Raw genomic sequence first — 16,773 nt, 5'->3', positions numbered from 1 at the left:
GGCTGCTCGGCTGGACGGTGTGGTGGCTGACGTCGGACCCGCTGCTCCGGGGCACCCGGCCGACCTGGTCGGTCGAGGCCGCCGCGGCGGTGTATCCGGAGCTGGTCGGGTCCCTGCTCCAGGGGACGCTGGCCGGGCTGCTGTTCCACCTCGCCGTGCGGCGGTTCCGCGGGCGTCCCGCGAAGCCGGAGGCGCCCGCCCCGCGGGTGGTGATCGTCGGGGGAGGGTTCGGCGGGATCAGCGCCGCGCGCCGGTTCGAGCGGCTGAACCTGCGGGGGCACCGCTTCGACGTGACGCTGGTCAGCGACTCCAACTACCTGCTGTTCACGCCGATGCTCGCGGAGGTGGCGTCGGGCGGTCTGGAGGGGCAGCACATCGGCTCTCCGGTCCGTGCCGCCGCGCCCCACACGCGGTTCCGCCACGGCCGGGTCGCCGGGGTGGACGTGGCGCGGCGGCGCGTGGTGCTCGAGACCGGCGGCGAGCCCATCGGGTACGAGCACCTGGTGCTGGCGGTCGGGTCCGTCCCGGACTTCCTCGACCTGCCGGGCGTGGCGGAGCACGCGCTGACGCTGAAGTCGCTCGGGGACGCGGTGCGGTTGCGCGAACGGGTGCTGGCGCTGCTGGAGCGCGCCGACCAGGAGGCCGATCCGGCGGAGCGGAGGCGGCTGCTGACGTTCGTCGTGGCGGGCGGCGGGTTCGCCGGGACCGAGTCGGTCGCCGAGCTGTACGACCTCACCCATGACGTCCTGCACTTCTACCCCGCAATCGACCCCGGCGAGCCGCGCTTCGTCCTGGTCCACGCGGACGAGCGCATCCTCCCCGAGCTGTCGGACCGTCTCGGCGGCTACGCGCTGGAGAAGCTGCGGTCCCGCGGCATCGAGTTCCGGCTCGGCGTCCGCGCGACCGGCGCGACCGGCCGGAGCGTGCGGCTCGACAACGGCGAGTCGGTCGAGACGGCGACGTTCGTGTGGACGGCGGGCAACCGGCCGAGCCCGCTGCTGCGGACCCTGCCCGGCGAGAGCGGGCGGCGCGGCGCGGTCGTCGTCGACCGGACGCTCCGCGCGTTCGAGATGGACCGCGTCTGGGCGATCGGCGACTGCGCCCAGATCCCCGCCGAGGACGGGACCCTCTACCCTCCGACCGCCCAGCACGCGGCGCGCGAGGGCAGGGCGGTCGCCGACAACGTCGCCGCCGTCCTGCGGGGCCAGCGGCCCAGCCCGTTCCGTTTCAAGGCGATCGGGACGTTCGTCGCGCTCGGCCATCGCACCGCCGCCGGGGAGATCCGCGGCCGTCCCTTCTCCGGTCTGAGCGCCTGGCTGCTGTGGCGCGGGATCTACCTCGCCAAGCTGCCCGGCGTCGAGCGCCGTGTCCGCGTCCTCCTCGACTGGGCCCTGGACGTGGCGTTCCCGCGCGACATCGTCGTCACCGGCCCGCCGGCGGACGCGCCGGTGCCGCTGCCCGGGGAGGGGGTGCGATGACGGCGGAGGCGGTCCGCGAGCCGGTGTTCCCCGGGCGGGGCGCACCGGCCGGCGCGTTCGCCGGCGCGGCCGGGGGCCTGGTCTGGGGGGCGGCGATGCTGTCGCTCGGGACGCTCCCGGACGTCGCGGTGCTCGCCGGGTCCGGTTCGCCGTGGCTCGGCTTCGTCCTGAACATGGCGATCGCGGTCGTGATCGGCGCCGTGTTCGGGCTGCTCGCCGTGCACCAGCGGGTGCGGTCGAGCGAGCTGCTGTTCTGGGGCCTCGCCTACGGGGTGTTCTGGTGGTTCCTCGGGCCCCTGACGCTGCTGCCGCTGCTGTCCGGGACGCCGATGGCCTGGAGTCTGGCGGCCGCCCAGGAGGCCATGCCGAGCCTGTTCGGCCACCTCTACTACGGCGCGGTCACCGCGGTCGCCTTCGCCCTCCTCCAGCGGGACGGCCGCTCCGAGGCCGGGAGGCGCCTGCGGGTGAGGACGGTGCTGCGCGGCCTGCTCGCGGCCTTGATCGTCGGCGGACTCCTGGTCCTCGCGTTCGGCGCGGGAGCCGGTGCGCGACTCGGCTGGCTCCCCGCCGTCGCGGTCTGCATGGGGATCGGCTACCCCCTGGTGTTCGGCGGGCGCGCGGAGGGCACCGGGCCGGCGGTCGTCCGCGGCACCGCCTACGGCTTCCTGTGGTGGATCGCGGCCGGTCTCACGCTCGCGCCGCTGCTGGACGACGGCACGCTCGACTGGTCGCGGCCCGCCGTGGCGGAGGCCGCGACCAGGCTCGTGCCGTACCTGCTGGCCGGCGCCGGGATCGCGGTCGTCTTCGGCTGGCTCGGCTCACTCGCCCGTGGCCTGTTCGTGGACGACGTGCGGCTCCGCACCCGCACGATCGGCTCGCGCGGCCTGCGGGTGATCGCCTACGGCGCGTTGTCCGGGCTCGTCGGCGGCATCCTGTTCGGTTTCGTGTGGGGCGTCGTGGACGTCCTGGACAGCGTGGCGAAGCTCGTCGGCGCGGGCGGTGACGTGGCCGGGTGGACCGTCCACCTCCTCATCGCCCAGGGCATCGGCGTGTCCTACGCGCTGCTGTTCCGCGGACGCGGCTACGACCTGGTGTCCGGGGTCGGCTGGGGGCTGTCGTACGGGTTCTTCTGGTGGGTGTTCGGCGGTCTCACCCTGATGCCCGCGGTGCTGGGCGTCCCGCTGTGGTGGACGCCCCCGACGATCGCCGCGGACTTCGCGAGCCTCATCGGCCACCTGGCGTACGGGGGTGCGCTGGGTGTCGTCCATGCCTGGCTGGAGCACCGGGAGAACCCGTGGTGGCTGGCGCGCAACGAGCTGGAGGCCGCCCGCGCCGCCGCCCGCCGCGAGCAGGTCCTCGGCTCGGCGCCCGCGCTGTGGATCCTGACCGTCCTGATCGCGCTGACCATCCCGGTGCTGGTCGCCGGCGCCTGACCGTCCGCGGGCCCCGACTCGGGCGGCGAACACTTAGCCCTTGCGCTAACTATGGCGGGATGCAATAGTTAGCCGCATGGAACAGTATTCGGAGCGGCTCGACGGGGTGTTCGTCGCCCTCGCCGACCCGACCCGGCGCGCCGTCGTCCGGCGCCTCGGCCACGGGCCCACGAGCGTCGGCGACCTCGCCCGCGAGTTCCCGATGACCCTCCCCTCGTTCATGAAGCACGTGCGGACGCTGGAGTCGAACGGGCTCATCCGCACGGTCAAGTCCGGCCGGGTGCGCACCTGCGTGCTCAACCGCGAGCGGCTCGCCGTCGTCGACGACTGGCTCGCGGAGCAGCGCCGGATCTGGGAGGCGCGGACCGACCGCCTCGAACAGTTCGTCACCGACCCGGAGGAGAACCGGCAATGACCTTCGACCGTGAGCTCGACCTCGCCCTGGAGCGGATCATTCGCGCTCCGCGCGCGACGGTCTGGAACGCCTGGACGGACCCGTCCAAGCTTGAGCAGTGGTGGATCCCGGCACCGGCCCACTGCCGGGTCGACCGCCTGGAGCCGCGGCCCGGCGGCGCGCTCGTGACGCGGATGAGCGACGACGGGACCGACTTCGTCCCGCACATGGACGCGTGCTTCCTCGCCGCCGACGACCTCGAACGCCTCGTGTTCACCAACGCGATCGACGGCACCTGGCGCCCGGCCGCCCCCGCCCCGGTCGCGATGACCGCCACGATCACGCTGAGCGACCACCCGGACGGCACGGACTACCGGATCGTCGTCCGGCACGGCACGCCCGACGCCCGCGCGCAGCACGAGAAGCTCGGCTTCGCCGACGGCTGGGGGACGGTCGCCGCCCAGCTCGCCGCGTTCGCGGAGGCCGCCCGATGAAGATCACCCTCACCGGGTTCCGCACGCTCGACGGGTGAGCCGGGGCCCCGGTTCGCACGCCGTCGCCCCGGAGCCGGTTCGGCGGCTCCGGGGCGACGGCGTTCGGGGTACCGCTACTTCGCGGCCTCCGAGGCGACGCGCTTGATCGCCTTGACGGCGGCATCGGGCTGGTCGATGTAGATGTCGTGCCCGCTCTTCTCGGCCGTGCTCAGCTGGCTGTCGCTCGACAGCGCGAGCCACTTGCGCTGCCCGGCGGACCACACCTGCTCCAAGCTCTGCCCGTACTGGGGGATGGCCCCGAGGTACGGCTTCCCGTGCTTGATCACCTCCACCGGGATGCTCCCGGCGGAGCGGACCTCCCCGTCCTTGATGACGAGCTTCTCCGGGTTCTGTCCCTGGAAGACCGCGAGGTTCTGCGCGCGGACCTGGGCGGCCGGACCCTTGGCGGACTCCGGGATCGTCTTCGCGATGTCGGCGGCCATCGTCGGTGGCGTGGCGTCCATCAGCACCAGGCCCTTGACCCTGTCCACGTGGTCGGGGGCGTACCGGGCGGCGATCAGCCCGCCCAGCGAGTGACCGGCCAGGACGACCGGAGCGTCACCGGCGACCTGGTCGAGGACCCCGGTCAGGATCTTTCCGGTGCTCGCGAAGCTCTGCGGGCCGCTGGGCTTGGCGCTCGCCCCCGCCCCGAGCCGGTCGTAGGAGCAGACCCGGTGCTCCTTGCCCAGGGTCTTCTGGAAGGCGGCCAGCTTGGTGAGGTCATGGCCTCCTCCGTGCATCAGGACGACGACCGGCTTCCCCTTCTCCCCGCCGTCCGAGCAGGACACGTTCACCGACGTGCCGCCGACGTCGAGCTTCTTGGTCCCGGAGACCAGCGTGACTTCGTTCTTCGGGGACGATGAGGCGAACGGGTCCCAGCTGTCCACGGCCTCTTCGTCGCAGCCGGTGAGTCCCGCACCGAGCAGGGAGCAGCACAGCGCGGCCACGGCGGCGGCCTTGAGGTTGCGGAACATCTTCGTCCTCCAGGGGGAGTCGGCGGCGAGTCGATTCGCACGGTTTCTGGCGGGGGTGCGGCTGTGCGCCGCGGCTACGTGGAAACGCTATGGAATCGACGGGGTACGAATCGTCACCACTCAGAGGACATTCGCCGGTAGCTCGCACGGGGGACAGAACGGGGAAGCCGCGTCCGCCGGACGGGTCAGCGGCGAGGCTCCCAGCGGAACAGCCGGTGGGCCAGCGTGACGGCGGCGAAGATCCAGGCGAGCGTGGGTGCCAGCAGGGCGAGGGAGTCGGCCATGGGCACGTCGCCGTTCCAGGCGTTGACGGCCAGTTCGGTGGCCGAGCCGCCGGGGAGCAGCCGCTTGAGGGTGGCGAGGTCCTCGGTGCCGCTGATCCCCACCCAGCTGGCCACGGCGATGACGCCGAGGCTGACGGGCAGCGTGGTCACCTGGGCGTGCTCGGGGGAGTTGGTCAGTCCGGCCGTGGCGAGCCCCAGCCCGGTCATCATGGCCGTCGTGGCCACGACCGCCGCCGCCAGCAGGGCGGGATGGGCCGGACGGCCGGCGACCGCGGCCAGGACGCCCAGCAGGACGGCGATCTGCACCAGGGAGATGAGCACGACCGGGAGCAGCAGCCCGGACAGGATGCCGGCGTCGCCGGCGGCGGTGGAGCGCAGACGCTTGAGGAACAGGTTCTGCCGGCGGGACGCCAGCGTGGTCACCGAGGTGGCGTAGAGCCCGAACGCCGCCACGGTGAACATCATGATCGCCGCGATGTAGCCGAGGCTGCCCAGTTCGGCGAACGTCTCGTGCTGGTGGATGAAGTACGCGCTGATCGCGGCCGGCATCACCATGCTGGTGACCAGCACCAGGCGGTTCCGGAAGATCTGGATCAGCTCGCCCATGGCGATGGAGAACATGCCGATGGTCCTTTCGGGGGTCTCGCCTACTGGCTTTCGATGGAACGGAAGACGTCGTCGAGGCGGGTCGGCCCGGCCTCCAGCTCCTGCGGCTCCACCCCGTGTTGGTGCGCCCAGTGGAGCAGGGCGTACAGCTCCTTGGGCAGGTTGAAGGTCTCGATGAGGAACCTGCCGCCGCCCTCGTGCACGGCCGGAACCGGGAGCGGCGGCGCGGTAGGCGGAAGCACGAACCGGATGGTGGCGGGAAGGGTCCGCGTCAGTTCGGCGACGGTCCCCTCCCGGTGGAAGGCGCCCTGGTGCATGAGCCCGATGCGGTCGGCCCGCTGCTGGGCCTCTTCCAGGTAGTGGGTGGTGAGGACGACCGTGGATCCGTCCTCGCGCAGCCGGTCCACGGCGTCCCAGAGGCCGTCGCGGGACTGGATGTCCAGGCCGGTGGTGGGCTCGTCCAGGAAGACGAGCTCGGGCGCGCCGTAGACGGCGGTGGCGAAATCCAGGCGCCGCTTCTCGCCGCCCGAAAGCTGGGACACCTTGGTCCCGGCCTTGCGGGTCAGGTCGACGACGCCGAGGACGCGTTCGACGGTGTCCGCGCGCCGGGTGAGCCTTCCGATCAGCCGGATCGACTCCTTCACGGTCAGGTCCGGTGAGAAGCCGCTCTCCTGCAGCATCACGCCCATCCTGGGGCGCACGGCGCGACGGTCGCGGGGGTTCTTTCCGAAGACCCGCACGGTGCCCGAAGTGGCCGTCCGGTGGCCCTCGACGGTCTCCAGGGTGGAGGTCTTCCCCGCCCCGTTCGTGCCGAGCAGCGCGTAGAGTTCTCCGGGCCGTACCTGGAAGGACAGGTCTTTGACGGCGTGGAAGTCGCCGTACTTGAGGTTCAGGCGTTCGACGTCGATGACCGGTGTGGGTTGCATGCTTCCGATCCCAGCAGCCGCGTCGCCCACCGGGCAGTGAGGTCACGTCACCACTTCACGGTGACATTCCTCGAAGTGAACGCATGACGTAGTGTCACTATCGGCCGCGGAGATCCGATTGAACACTTGGGGTGGAGTTCTATTGACCTATCCCGGAGAGTCGCAATGGAGACCAGATCGCTTCGCATTCTGCTGATGGCCAATATGGCCGTCTTCCTCGCGGTCTGTGTGGCGTTCCTTCTCCACCACCTCGGCGTCGGTCTCTTCTCCGGAGGCGTCGAGTCCTGGTTCGAGCACAACCAGTGGGTGATGTGGACGGCGGTGGCCCTGACCTTGGCGAGCGCGTCGGCGATCCCGCTGCTCAACCTGAGGGACCATCGGTGAGGGCGGGAACCGGGGGGTTCATGGCGACCGAGTACAACGAGGACACGCGGGGACGGCTGCGCAAGCTGAACATCACCACCATGGTCCTGGCCACCGGGCCCGTGGGGGCGCTGATGGTGGCGATCGACTCCCGGACCTGGTGGGAGGCCGTCGTCCTGAGCCTGGGCGTCCTCGCGGCGCTCCTGGCCCTCCTCCGGTGGACGGCGACCGGCATCTCCCGCGTCGTCCTCCCGTGCCTGGCCGTCGCCGCGGCGGTGTGGCTCGCCGGAGCGCTGGCCGTGGGCGGCCACACGGCGTTCTACGGCCTCACGATCATAGGCGCCGTCTACGCGGCGAAGCTTCCGCGCGGCCGTGGCGCGGCCGCCGTGGCGCTGACCGCCGCTGTCGCCGGACTGGGCGCGACCAGGCTGCTGGTGTCACCGGCGTCGGTGGCCGACGTCCTGTTCTCCTACGTCCTCATCCCGACGGGCGTCACGGCGCTGGTGGCCGCCAGCATGTTCCTCGGCCAGTGGTACTACGACATCGTCGAGGAGCTGGCGGCGTCCCGGGAGCGCGAAGCGGAGCTGGCCGTCGCCCGCGAGCGCATCCGGTTCGCCGGTGACCTGCACGACATCCAGGGCCACACGCTGCACGTGGTGAAGCTGAAGACCGCGCTGGCCCAGAAGCTCGTCCGCACGGACATCGGACGAGCCGAAGAGGAGCTCAGGGAGATCCACGCCCTGGTCGGCGACACCATCACGCAGACCAAGGAACTCGTCTACGCGCAGCGGCGGCTCAACATCGCCGCGGAGCTGGAGAACGCGAAGAACCTCTTCGAGTCCGCGGGCATCCGCGTGGACGTCGCCCGCGAAGCCGACGGCGAGATGGACGCCCGCGCCGGCGAGCTGCTCGGCCTGGTCCTCCGGGAGACGACGACCAACATCCTCCGGCACTCCGAGGCCGGGCAGGTGCGCATCACGCTCTCCGCGTGGGGGATCAGCATCCTCAACGACGGTGTCCAGGAGGCCCCGCCGTCCGAGCTCAGCGGGCTCGCCGCCCTCAGGGAGCGCGTGGCGGGGCACGGCGGCGAGCTTACGGTGGAGCAGAAGGACGGCCGCTTCCTGACGGCCGCGGCACTCCCGCACGACCGTCCGGACGCCGGAACGCGGAGGGACGACCGATGATCACCGTGGTGCTCGCCGACGACGAGGCCCTCCTCCGCAAGGCACTGGCCTCGCTGCTCCCGCTGGAGGGCGAGATCACCGTGCTCGCCGAGGCGGAGGAGGGCGAGGCGGCCGTGGACGCCGCGCTGCGGCACCGGCCCGACGTGCTCGTCATCGACCTGGAGATGCCCGGCATGGACGGGCTCGACGCCGTATCGGCCATCCGCCGGGAGCGACCGGACCAGACGATCCTCATGCTGACCCGGCACGCCAGGCCCGGCGTCCTCCGCAGGGCGCTGAAGCTCGGCGTCCAGGGCTTCGTCAGCAAGTCCGCGGAACCGGCGCACATCACCTCGGTCATCAAGACCCTCCACGAGGGGAGGCGGTGGATCGACCCGGACGTCTCCGCCCTCGCCGTAATCGACGACTGCCCGCTCACCGACCGGGAGATCGACGTGCTGCGCGCGACCCGCGACGGCTACTCGGCCGCCGACATCGCCGCCCGGCTCCACCTCGCGGAGGGCACGGTGCGCAACTACCTCTCCAGCGCGATGCAGAAGACCCAGACGCGAACCCGGCACGAGGCCGCCCGCTACGCCCGCGAGCACGACTGGCTGTGATCCCCGGCGCGCCGGTGATCACAGACGTTCATTCCGCGCGCAGCTCGGCGTGCTTGTCGAAGCCGATGTAGAGGCGGGCCTCGGCGTTGGTGGCGAGGCGCGCCAGCGCCTCCAGCTCCCGCACCCGCAGCAGCACCGGATGGTCGGCGTAGGCGGCGGCCGCGCCGGCGTGCAGCCGCAGGGCGGCGGCTTCCGCCTCGGCCTCCAGCCGCTGCGTGTCCGCGCGGCTCTCGGCCTTGATCCGCTCCGACTCCCGCTCGGCCTCCGCCGCGACGCGCTCGGTCTCGGCCCTCGACCGCGCCTCGATCCCCTCGCGCTCGGCGGTGGTCCTGGCCTCGACGAGCTGCGCCTCGCTGAGCCGCTCGGCGGCCAGCACCCGGTTCATGATCTCCTGGAGGTTGCCGGGGAACACCAGGTCCTTGACGTCGGCCCGCAGAATGGCGATGCCGTATCCGGACGCGGCGTCCTGCACGTCGCCGAGAATGTCCTCGCTGAGCTGGTTGCGATTGGTCAGAATCCCCTCCAGCGTCATGGACGCCAGGGACCGGCGAGCGGCCAGCTGCACATCGCTGTAGAGACGGTCCGTGTACGACTCGACCTTTTCCAGCGCGGCGGCCGGATCGACGACCCGGTACTGGGTGATGATGCTGACCCGCACCGCGACCTTGTCCGAGGTCAGGATCTCCTGGCCCTTGAGAAGCAGTTCCCGCTCGCGTACGTCTACCAGCACGATCTCGACGACGGGGCTGTTCCTGCGGCGCCGCGAGCCGTCGGGGACCTCGTAGCGGCCCGCCTCCAGGACGTCGGTCAGGCGGCCGTCCTCATAGCGGAGACCACGGTGGGTGGACTTGATGATGATGTCTTGTGTGCGGGCCATGACGATCTCCTGAAAACTCCGAAAGGAGCCGCCCCGTAACAGGCCCGATGTGAAGGACGAGTTTTCGGATGGGAAACCAGCTATCACAGGATGACTGTCCGAGTGCACGGTGTCCGGAAGGCCACTCGCTCCTGAACCCGCCGGGGCGGCCCGCACAAAACGATAACCCACCCATTGGCCGCCGGTCGCCCGAATTAATACGGGCGCAGTTCGCGATGAACATGGCGATCGGTCGCGGCATGGTGCTCGGCCGGTGTCCGTGGTACGCCTAAGGGCCCGCCGCTTACTCGCCCATCGAGGTACGCGATGCCACGCCTGCGGACGATGCCGAGGAACACCCTGGTGATCGCGGGCGTGACGGCGGCGCTTTGCGGGGCCGGCGTGGCCGGTGTGGCCAACATTCCCGGTGACGGCGTCAACGAGTACCAGCGCACCGGGCGGCGTCCGGACGATCCGGAGAGCTGGTCGGCCGGGCTGGCCGTGGCGTTGGCGCTGACCTGCCTGGTGTGGGTGTGGATCGTCTGGGCCACCCGTTCGCGTCCGCAGGGCCGGTCGGCCGGCCGCCGGAAACGGGTGCGGGTCGTGGCGGGTTCGGTCATGGCGGCCGGGTGCGTTGCCGCGTCGGTCATGGTGGTGTTGCGGATGCCGACGCCGGGGCCGTCCGGCGGTGTGGACCTGAGCGTTCCACTGATGATCCCGGCCCTGGCCCTGTCGGGTCTCGGCGCCTTGGCGACGGTGGTGGACAGCGTGCGGCGGCCGAGTGCGGACCGGACCGTCCCGCCGGGCGGTTTCCGGTCGGCCGTCAGCGCCGGGTCGGCCGCCTCCGTGCCGCTGCTCGCCGTGGCCGTCGCGGTCGGCCTGGTGCCGTCGTGGGTGGTCGCGGTGAACACTGAGAACGTGACGACGGACCGTCCGGCCCCGGCGGCCGGTGCCCCGGCGCTGACCGGCACGGTTGCGTGGTCGACGCCGCAGCACGATACGGGGAAGCCCGGCTCCGCCCGCATCTCCGTGATCGGCACCGCGGGCGGCTTGGCGGTGCTGGACCCGCGCGGTCTGCGAATGCTGGATCCGGCGAGCGGGGCCGAACGCTGGGCGTTCCACCGGTGGGACGCCCGGGTGCTCGGCCCACGGCACCGGCCCGACCGCGTGGACACCGGCAGCGTGGCGGCCAGTCCGGACGGGCGGCTGCTCGCGATGACGGTCTTCGTCGACGCGCCGCGGACGCTGCTCATCGACGGGTTGCGTGCCAGAACCCGGGTGTGGGTGTTCGACACGGTCTCCGGTCGGCTGAAGGCGGACTTCGCGGTGCCGGACACCGTGAGCGTCGTCGGGGTCGGCGCAGACCGGGTGACGGTCGACATGCCGGCGGCCTCCACCGAGCGCGGAGCGCTGAGCATGCTCACCTTCGATGGTGAGACGACGTGGCGGTTCGCCCTGGACGAGGGATGCAGGCCCACCGAGATCGCCCCAGTCGGTGACGACGTCCTGACGGTCGTTTCCTGCCACAGCGAAGAGGAACACGTAGACCCCAGCCATCGCCTGGTGCGGGTCGACGGCGGCACCGGCAGACCGCGCTGGTCATGGCAGGTCAGGCAGGAGGGCGCCGAGCCCGGTGACGTGCAGCGGTTCGAGCAGGTGTCGATGGGGGTCACCGGTGGCACGGCGGTCGTCGACGCTCGCGAGATCACTCGGAGCGAGGTCGGCGAGGCAGGTGAGACGACGGTGTCGCACAACCTGGTCGGGGTCCGGGTCGCCGACGGCCGTCCGGTGTGGTGGCGGCCGGGCGGACAGGGCAGTCGGTTGAGGTCGGACGATCCGGGCGAGCGCGGACCCTTGCACGCCGCGGCGGGCACGGCGGTCTTCGCCGAGAACCGCCGCACCGGGACGGGCGACGAAGCGCGCTACTCGACGGCCCTGCGCGCCTTCGACGTTCAGACCGGCGAGACGTCCTGGTCACGCGACGTTCCCCATATCGAGGTCCGCGACCTGAACGATTCTCCCGGTCCTGAAGCGCTTCTCCGGGACGGCCGACTGTTCGCCGCCTACCGCGAGTCGACCGCCGCGGGCCGGTTCAAGGGCTGTGCGATGGCCGCCTGGGACATCACCATCGGCGAACGGCAGGGCCCGTTCCAGCCGACCACCGTTCGGGACGAGGAGTGGTGCCTTACCCGGCCCCTGGAGGTGGTGGAGGTCCCCGGTGGCGTGGCCGTGCACCTCAAGGGAAGCACGGAGGGAATCTTCGTCCTCGACTAAGGGGATTCATGTCGTGGATGCGCCGCCCGCCGCGCGGCGGAACCTTGTCGCGAGGCGGTCGAACGCCGCCGCGAGTTCGTCTCCGTCGATCACCTCGATGTCGACGTCGAGCTGTGTCATCCACAGCGCGAGCCGGTCCGGGTCGTCGGAACCCAGTTCGACGTGGCACGTGGACTCGTCGACCACCTCGATATCGACCGGGATGTGGATCTTCGCGGCGACCTTGGCGGCGGGAGCATGCACGAGGACCCGGGCGCGGTACTTCCAGGACGCCTTGCTCACGCGTCCGACGACGTACTCGACGACATCGTCCTCCGGGATCACGCGCGGCCGGAACCGCGCACCCGTCGGTGCGTGCGGAACCATGCGGTCGACACGGAAGACCCGCCAGTCGTCACGGTCGAGATCCCACGCGAGCAGGTACCAGAGCGACCCCCAGGTCACCAGCCGATGCGGTTCGGTGTGGCGGGCCCCTTCGCTGCCCCCGGGCTTGGTGTATCCGAACCGGAGCCGTTCGTGGCCGCGGATCGCGGCGGCGACCGCGCCGAGAACCAAGAGATCGAGCGGCCGTTTCCCTGGAACGACGCTCGTCGCCTCGCGTACCGCCTCCACGCGCCGACGCAGGCGCGAGGGCAGCACCTGCTCCAGCTTTGCGAGCGCGGTGAGCGATGTCTCTTCGACGCCGAGCCTCTGGGTCGCGACCGCGCCCAGTCCGACCGCGACGGCGACGGCCTCGTCGTCGTCGAGCAGCAATGGGGGCATCGCCGTTCCGGCGGCCAGCCGGTACCCGCCCGCGACGCCGGGGCGCGCGTCCACGGGATAGCCGAGCGATCGCAGCCTGCCGATGTCGGCGCGCACGGTCCGCGTGCTCACATCGAGCCGCCCGGCGAGCTCGGAACTCGTCCAGTCGCGCTTGAGCTGGAGCAATGACAGCAGTTCGAGCAGGCGGGCCGAGGTCTCCAACATGTCTCCATCGTCCCAGCAATCGCGGAAGCCAACCTGCCGCATTGCCTGGGAGCGTCGGTGTCATGAACGAGAACGACGCACTCACACCGTTCCGCATCGACATCCCGCAGGCCGACATCGACGACTTGCGCGACCGGCTGGCACACACGCGCTGGCCGGCCCCCGTGCCAGGACGGGACGACCGCGCCGACTTCAGCCGCGGCATCCCGCCGGCGTACCTGAAAAAGCTCGCCGAGTACTGGCGCGACGGGTTCGACTGGCGTGCGCAGGAGGAGAAGCTCAACGAGTACGAACAGTTCACGACGGTCGTCGACGGCCAGACGTTCCACGTCGTCCACGCGCGGTCGACGAACCCGGAGGCCGTCCCGCTGATCCTGAACCACGGCTGGCCGGGCTCGTTCGTCGAGTACCAGCGACTCATCCCGCGGCTGACCGGCGAGTTCCACGTGGTCATCCCGTCGCTTCCCGGCTTCGGGTTCTCCACCCCGCTCTCAGGGACCGGCTGGGAGCTGGCGCGGACGACGGATGCCTACGCCGAGATCATGACGTGTCTCGGCTACGAGAGGTTCGCGGCCCACGGCACCGACATCGGCTCGGGCACCGCCGGCCGCCTCGCGGCGCTCTACCCGGAGCGCGTCATCGGCACGCACATCGGATGCGACCCCCGGTTGCTCGGCCTGGTCGGCGACAGGTTCCCTTACCCCGACGGCCTGTCCGATGACGAGATCGCCCAGCTCGAGGCAGTGCGCATTGAGTACGCGGCCGACCGCGGGTATCTCGAGATGCAGAACCACCGTCCCGACACGATCGGCGCGGCGCTCACCGACTCGCCGGCCGGTCAGCTCGCGTGGATCGCCGAGAGGTTCAATACCGGGACCGGCGGCGCCTACCGGACGCCGGACGAGTCGGTCGACCGGGACCAGCTCCTGACGAACATCAGCCTGTACTGGTTCACCCGCAGCGGCGCGTCGAGCGCGCGGTTCTACTACGAGGCGGAGCACTCCGGAATCGACTTGTTCATGGCCTCCGGCGTGCCGTCCGGATGGGCCGTGTTCGACACCCACCCGCTCGTGCGCCGCGCGATGGACCCGTGGAAGGCGATCGGCCACTGGAGCGAGTTCACCGAGGGCGGTCACTTCCCCGCAATGGAGGAGACGGAGCTGCTCGCGGACGACATCCGCACCTTCTTCCGCGGCATTTCCTGACACCGCGTCAGGGTCGGCGGGCCGACCCCGGCGGCGTTCAGCGACACCTCGGTCTCGTCCCGCTCGTAGAACCGCAGGGTCGGGACCGAGGTGACCACCTCGCCGCCGGGCGAGACGCGGTAGTGCCTGATCAGCCGACCTTGGTGTAGATCAGGTCGAAGTCGTGCTCCCAGGTGGCGTTGTCCAGGGACTTCTCCCAGGCGGCCCGGATGGTGCGCCCGTCGTCGCTGAGCGTCCCGGTGAAGCGCTGGTCGAACCCCGGCGCGTCCCGCCACATCTTCCAGACGCCGCCCTCGAAGGTCATCTGGTAGACGCGGGACACGCCGCGCGAGTCGTAGTAGAGGACGGTGTAGACGTCGGACGAGTCGTCCCCGCTGACGAGCTGCACGGAGTTCGGCGCCGGATCCGGTGGCCCGGACTGGATGCGCACGAAGGCCCGCCCTTCAATCCACTCGATGCTCACCGGCGCGGACCCACCGCCGAACTGGGGCACCTCGACCCTCCACTCCCCGATCAGCGGCCCAAGCGACTCCAACACCGGATTCGGCGGCAACGAGGTCATGGCGAACTCCTCAGCTTCAACGCAGTTCGAAGGATGAGCGCTTCAGCGCCTCTACAAGGGCCGCGAACTCCCCGCGTCCCACGACCAGCTTCGGCCCGTCCGGGTCCTTGGAGTCCCGGAAGGCGATCGTCCCGGAGAAGCGGCCGATCTCCACGCACTCACTTCCGCCCTGGGTTCCGCTGCGAGTGCTCTTGCGCCACGTTGTCGTCACCGAACGCCTCCATAGCCGCCGTGATCAGGTCCTTGGACCGGTGCTCGGGGAGAGCCTTCGCACTGATCCGCGCGAAGAGGATCGCATACTCGGCGACCTCCGTTGGCGACGATATAAGCCGTCCGCCACCGATCGACTCGGTGTAGGCGACTTCACCGAAATCGTCTCCGGTGACGAGCTTCAGGCCGCCGTCCAGGCCCGGATAGGCGTTGGTCTCGAAAGTCTGCGGGATCACATGGAGAACGACATTGGGCCGCTCGGCCACTTCGAGAACATGTGTGAGTTGCTCCCGCATGATCCGGGGGCTCCCAACCGGCCATCGCAGCGTGGCTTCGCTCAGCAACACCATGACGAACGCCCGGTCGAGGACGCCTTGTCGCTCCATCCGTTCCACGACGAACGGCTCTGGGTCGACCATGCCTCCGCCAGTGAGGAGTCCTCGGGCGTACTCCTCGGTCTGGAGTAGGCCTGAGATGACAAGCGGTTCGAAGATCCGAATGATCCGCGCTCGCTGCTCGAACGACTTGTACTGGGCCAGCCATTGCGGATCGTGGCCGATGCTGGCGTACCAGACCAGGAGAGCGAAGACACCGCCGGTCTCCCAAGCCTTGTCCAGGAGAGCCGCGCGTTGCCCGTCCAGGCGATCGACGTCGTTTTCGATACGTGAAACGGTCGCCTTGCTCGCGTTGATGAGGCGTCCGGTGGCTTCCCCGGACAGCCCCCGCTGGGTACGGCAGAAGCGCAGGTAGTAGGCGATGAAGGCCCACATGCCGTCCTTGGGATTGGGCGACGCGTTGGTGGCCATGGGGGAGCCTCCGCGTTCCGTGTCGTTTCGAATGCGCTGCGTACACATGCCAACTTAGCGTGACGGCGTGACTCTATGGCGTAGTTCACACACATCCTGGACGCCGAAAGGTGTGGCGATGCGTACTGCACCCGTCTCCGAGGTTCCCGAACTCGTTCTCGATCCCACTGGGGAGGCTCCGCGGCTGGCGCGGCGGTTTCTCGCCGAGCGGTTCGCGGAGTGGGGAATCACCGATGACTATGTGGGGCGGCTCGTCGTCTGCGAGCTGGTCACCAACTCCTACCGGCACGGGGAGGGGCCGATCGTCGTCCGGGTGTTCCAGGACGAGCGCGACGGCCTCATCGTCGTGGAGGTGTGGGACGGCGGGGAAGGGCGGCCGGTGATCCAGCCGGACAACTACGCCGCGACGTCCGGCCGGGGGCTGGCACTCATGGCCGAGCTGGTGCAGGGGTGGGGCGTCCGCCCCCTCAAGGAGGGAGGGAAGGTGACGTGGGCCAAACTTCGCTGACCGGCCACCGGCGCCCGGAGACGAACGACCCCGTCACTCTGCTGCTGCTCCAGCACCTCTTCCCCGGCTGGACGATCACGCGGGACGAGCACGGCACCTGGCAAGCGACCGGTCGCGTCGCGCTCTCGGCATCGGACGTCGACGGCCTGCTCGACCTCCTCGCCCTCGCCGCCCCCGACACTGCACGCCGGGCCGTGTCGCTGCTCAGCGAAAAGCGCTGATCGCGATCACCCGAAGTCACATGGACGAGTGAGGCTTTCCGGTCAGCGGGTTTTGGCGGTGAAGGCCAGGTGGGTGACGCCGCTGGGGGTGGAGACGGCCTCGATGTCGTAGGCCTCTTCCAGTGATTCCAGGCCGTCCCAGAGGCGGACGCCTCGGCCGAGGAGGATGGGGACCTGGACCACGTGCATGTGGTCGACGAGGCCTTCGGTGAGGAAGTCGCGGAGCACCGTGGGGCCGCCGCCCAGGCGCACGTCCAGGCCGTTGGCCGCTTCGCGGGCCGTCTGGAGTGCTTGGGCGGGTGTGGTGTCCAGGAAGTGGAAGGTGGTGCCGCCTTCCATCTCGATCGAGGGGCGGGGGCGGTGGGTGAGGACGAAGACCGGTGTGTGGAAG

General features: G+C 70.6%; 20 protein-coding genes. 11 read left to right on the top strand and 9 right to left on the bottom strand.

The genetic code is table 11. The features are described from left to right. The 4 genes from E1281_RS24250 to E1281_RS24235 all read left to right on the top strand — a co-directional run. Positions 1-1,478, top strand: a 1,478-nt coding sequence (locus E1281_RS24250; RefSeq protein WP_131881945.1) for an NAD(P)/FAD-dependent oxidoreductase, incomplete at its 5' end; no start/stop codon positions are given. Beyond that, complete coding sequence (locus E1281_RS24245) at positions 1,475-2,911, top strand: hypothetical protein (protein WP_131881943.1); 1,437 nt, start codon at positions 1,475-1,477, stop codon at positions 2,909-2,911. The genes E1281_RS24250 and E1281_RS24245, both read left to right, overlap by 4 nt. Positions 2,912-2,987: 76 nt before the next feature. Then, positions 2,988-3,326, top strand: a complete 339-nt coding sequence (locus E1281_RS24240) for a metalloregulator ArsR/SmtB family transcription factor (protein ID WP_131881941.1) — start codon at positions 2,988-2,990, stop codon at positions 3,324-3,326. Continuing rightward, entirely contained in the window at positions 3,323-3,799 is a 477-nt protein-coding gene (locus tag E1281_RS24235; protein WP_131881939.1) for an SRPBCC domain-containing protein, read from the top strand. The genes E1281_RS24240 and E1281_RS24235 overlap by 4 nt, the downstream gene beginning before the upstream one ends. A gap of 113 nt (positions 3,800-3,912) precedes the next feature. Here the strand turns inward: E1281_RS24235 and E1281_RS24230 are convergent, their stop codons facing one another. The 3 genes from E1281_RS24230 to E1281_RS24220 all read right to left on the bottom strand — a co-directional run bounded on the left by E1281_RS24230 (position 3,913) and on the right by E1281_RS24220 (position 6,628). After that, on the bottom strand, positions 3,913-4,812 hold the full coding sequence (locus tag E1281_RS24230; protein ID WP_131881937.1) for an alpha/beta hydrolase: 900 nt from the start codon (positions 4,810-4,812) through the stop codon (positions 3,913-3,915). 185 nt (positions 4,813-4,997) lie between these two features. Then, positions 4,998-5,717 carry an ABC transporter permease gene (locus E1281_RS24225; RefSeq protein WP_131881935.1) on the bottom strand — a complete coding sequence of 240 codons (720 nt, stop codon included), beginning with the start codon at positions 5,715-5,717 and terminating at the stop codon, positions 4,998-5,000. A gap of 26 nt (positions 5,718-5,743) precedes the next feature. Next, positions 5,744-6,628 (bottom strand): ABC transporter ATP-binding protein, encoded by an 885-nt coding sequence (locus tag E1281_RS24220; RefSeq protein ID WP_131881933.1) that lies wholly within the window; start codon positions 6,626-6,628, stop codon positions 5,744-5,746. Positions 6,629-6,793: 165 nt separating this feature from the next. On the opposite strand from E1281_RS24220, the gene E1281_RS24215 reads away from it, so the two are divergent. Genes E1281_RS24215 through E1281_RS24205 form a run of 3 tightly spaced genes read left to right on the top strand, consistent with a single transcriptional unit; the run spans position 6,794 to position 8,774 of the window. Next, positions 6,794-7,012 (top strand): hypothetical protein, encoded by a 219-nt coding sequence (locus tag E1281_RS24215; RefSeq protein ID WP_131881931.1) that lies wholly within the window; start codon positions 6,794-6,796, stop codon positions 7,010-7,012. After that, positions 7,009-8,175, top strand: a complete 1,167-nt coding sequence (locus tag E1281_RS24210; protein WP_347813306.1) for a histidine kinase — start codon at positions 7,009-7,011, stop codon at positions 8,173-8,175. Before E1281_RS24215 ends, E1281_RS24210 begins: the two co-directional genes overlap by 4 nt. Further along, positions 8,172-8,774 carry a response regulator transcription factor gene (locus E1281_RS24205; protein ID WP_131881929.1) on the top strand — a complete coding sequence of 201 codons (603 nt, stop codon included), beginning with the start codon at positions 8,172-8,174 and terminating at the stop codon, positions 8,772-8,774. The genes E1281_RS24210 and E1281_RS24205 overlap by 4 nt, the downstream gene beginning before the upstream one ends. A 28-nt stretch (positions 8,775-8,802) precedes the next feature. Here E1281_RS24205 and E1281_RS24200 read toward each other — a convergent pair whose 3' ends face one another. Next, positions 8,803-9,651, bottom strand: coding sequence for a slipin family protein (locus tag E1281_RS24200; RefSeq protein WP_131881927.1), 849 nt, complete (start codon positions 9,649-9,651; stop codon positions 8,803-8,805). Between the two features lie 324 nt (positions 9,652-9,975). Here E1281_RS24200 and E1281_RS24195 point away from each other — a divergent pair, with 324 nt between their 5' ends. Continuing rightward, entirely contained in the window at positions 9,976-11,904 is a 1,929-nt protein-coding gene (locus E1281_RS24195; RefSeq protein ID WP_131881925.1) for a PQQ-binding-like beta-propeller repeat protein, read from the top strand. Positions 11,905-11,910: 6 nt separating this feature from the next. On the opposite strand, the gene E1281_RS24190 is transcribed toward E1281_RS24195, so the two are convergent. Then, a complete protein-coding gene (locus E1281_RS24190; protein WP_131881923.1) occupies positions 11,911-12,870 on the bottom strand; it encodes a WYL domain-containing protein in 960 nt (319 codons plus the stop codon). A 62-nt stretch (positions 12,871-12,932) separates the two neighbouring features. Between E1281_RS24190 and E1281_RS24185 the strand changes: the two genes are divergently transcribed. Further along, a complete protein-coding gene (locus tag E1281_RS24185; RefSeq protein ID WP_131881921.1) occupies positions 12,933-14,075 on the top strand; it encodes an epoxide hydrolase family protein in 1,143 nt (380 codons plus the stop codon). A 130-nt stretch (positions 14,076-14,205) separates the two neighbouring features. Here E1281_RS24185 and E1281_RS24180 read toward each other — a convergent pair whose 3' ends face one another. Genes E1281_RS24180 through E1281_RS24170 form a run of 3 tightly spaced genes read right to left on the bottom strand, consistent with a single transcriptional unit; the run spans position 14,206 to position 15,653 of the window. Continuing rightward, the gene (locus tag E1281_RS24180) at positions 14,206-14,637 is read right to left on the bottom strand and encodes a hypothetical protein (protein WP_131881919.1); all 432 of its coding nucleotides are present in this window, start codon (positions 14,635-14,637) and stop codon (positions 14,206-14,208) included. 16 nt (positions 14,638-14,653) lie between these two features. Further along, a complete protein-coding gene (locus tag E1281_RS24175; protein ID WP_347813305.1) occupies positions 14,654-14,791 on the bottom strand; it encodes a DUF397 domain-containing protein in 138 nt (45 codons plus the stop codon). A gap of 4 nt (positions 14,792-14,795) precedes the next feature. Then, the gene (locus tag E1281_RS24170) at positions 14,796-15,653 is read right to left on the bottom strand and encodes a helix-turn-helix transcriptional regulator (RefSeq protein WP_131881916.1); all 858 of its coding nucleotides are present in this window, start codon (positions 15,651-15,653) and stop codon (positions 14,796-14,798) included. Between the two features lie 118 nt (positions 15,654-15,771). On the opposite strand from E1281_RS24170, the gene E1281_RS24165 reads away from it, so the two are divergent. Continuing rightward, a complete protein-coding gene (locus tag E1281_RS24165; protein ID WP_131881914.1) occupies positions 15,772-16,161 on the top strand; it encodes an ATP-binding protein in 390 nt (129 codons plus the stop codon). Beyond that, complete coding sequence (locus tag E1281_RS24160) at positions 16,143-16,382, top strand: hypothetical protein (protein WP_131881912.1); 240 nt, start codon at positions 16,143-16,145, stop codon at positions 16,380-16,382. The genes E1281_RS24165 and E1281_RS24160 overlap by 19 nt, the downstream gene beginning before the upstream one ends. A gap of 42 nt (positions 16,383-16,424) precedes the next feature. On the opposite strand, the gene E1281_RS24155 is transcribed toward E1281_RS24160, so the two are convergent. Beyond that, a partial coding sequence (locus E1281_RS24155; protein ID WP_207943460.1) for a dihydrofolate reductase family protein occupies positions 16,425-16,773 on the bottom strand: 349 nt, incomplete at its 5' end.

Source organism: Actinomadura sp. KC345, assembly GCF_004348515.1.
Taxonomy (GTDB): Bacteria; Actinomycetota; Actinomycetes; order Streptosporangiales; family Streptosporangiaceae; genus Spirillospora.
The sequence above is the reverse complement of the archived record's forward strand: the minus strand, read 5'-3'. Positions and strand labels throughout refer to the sequence as shown.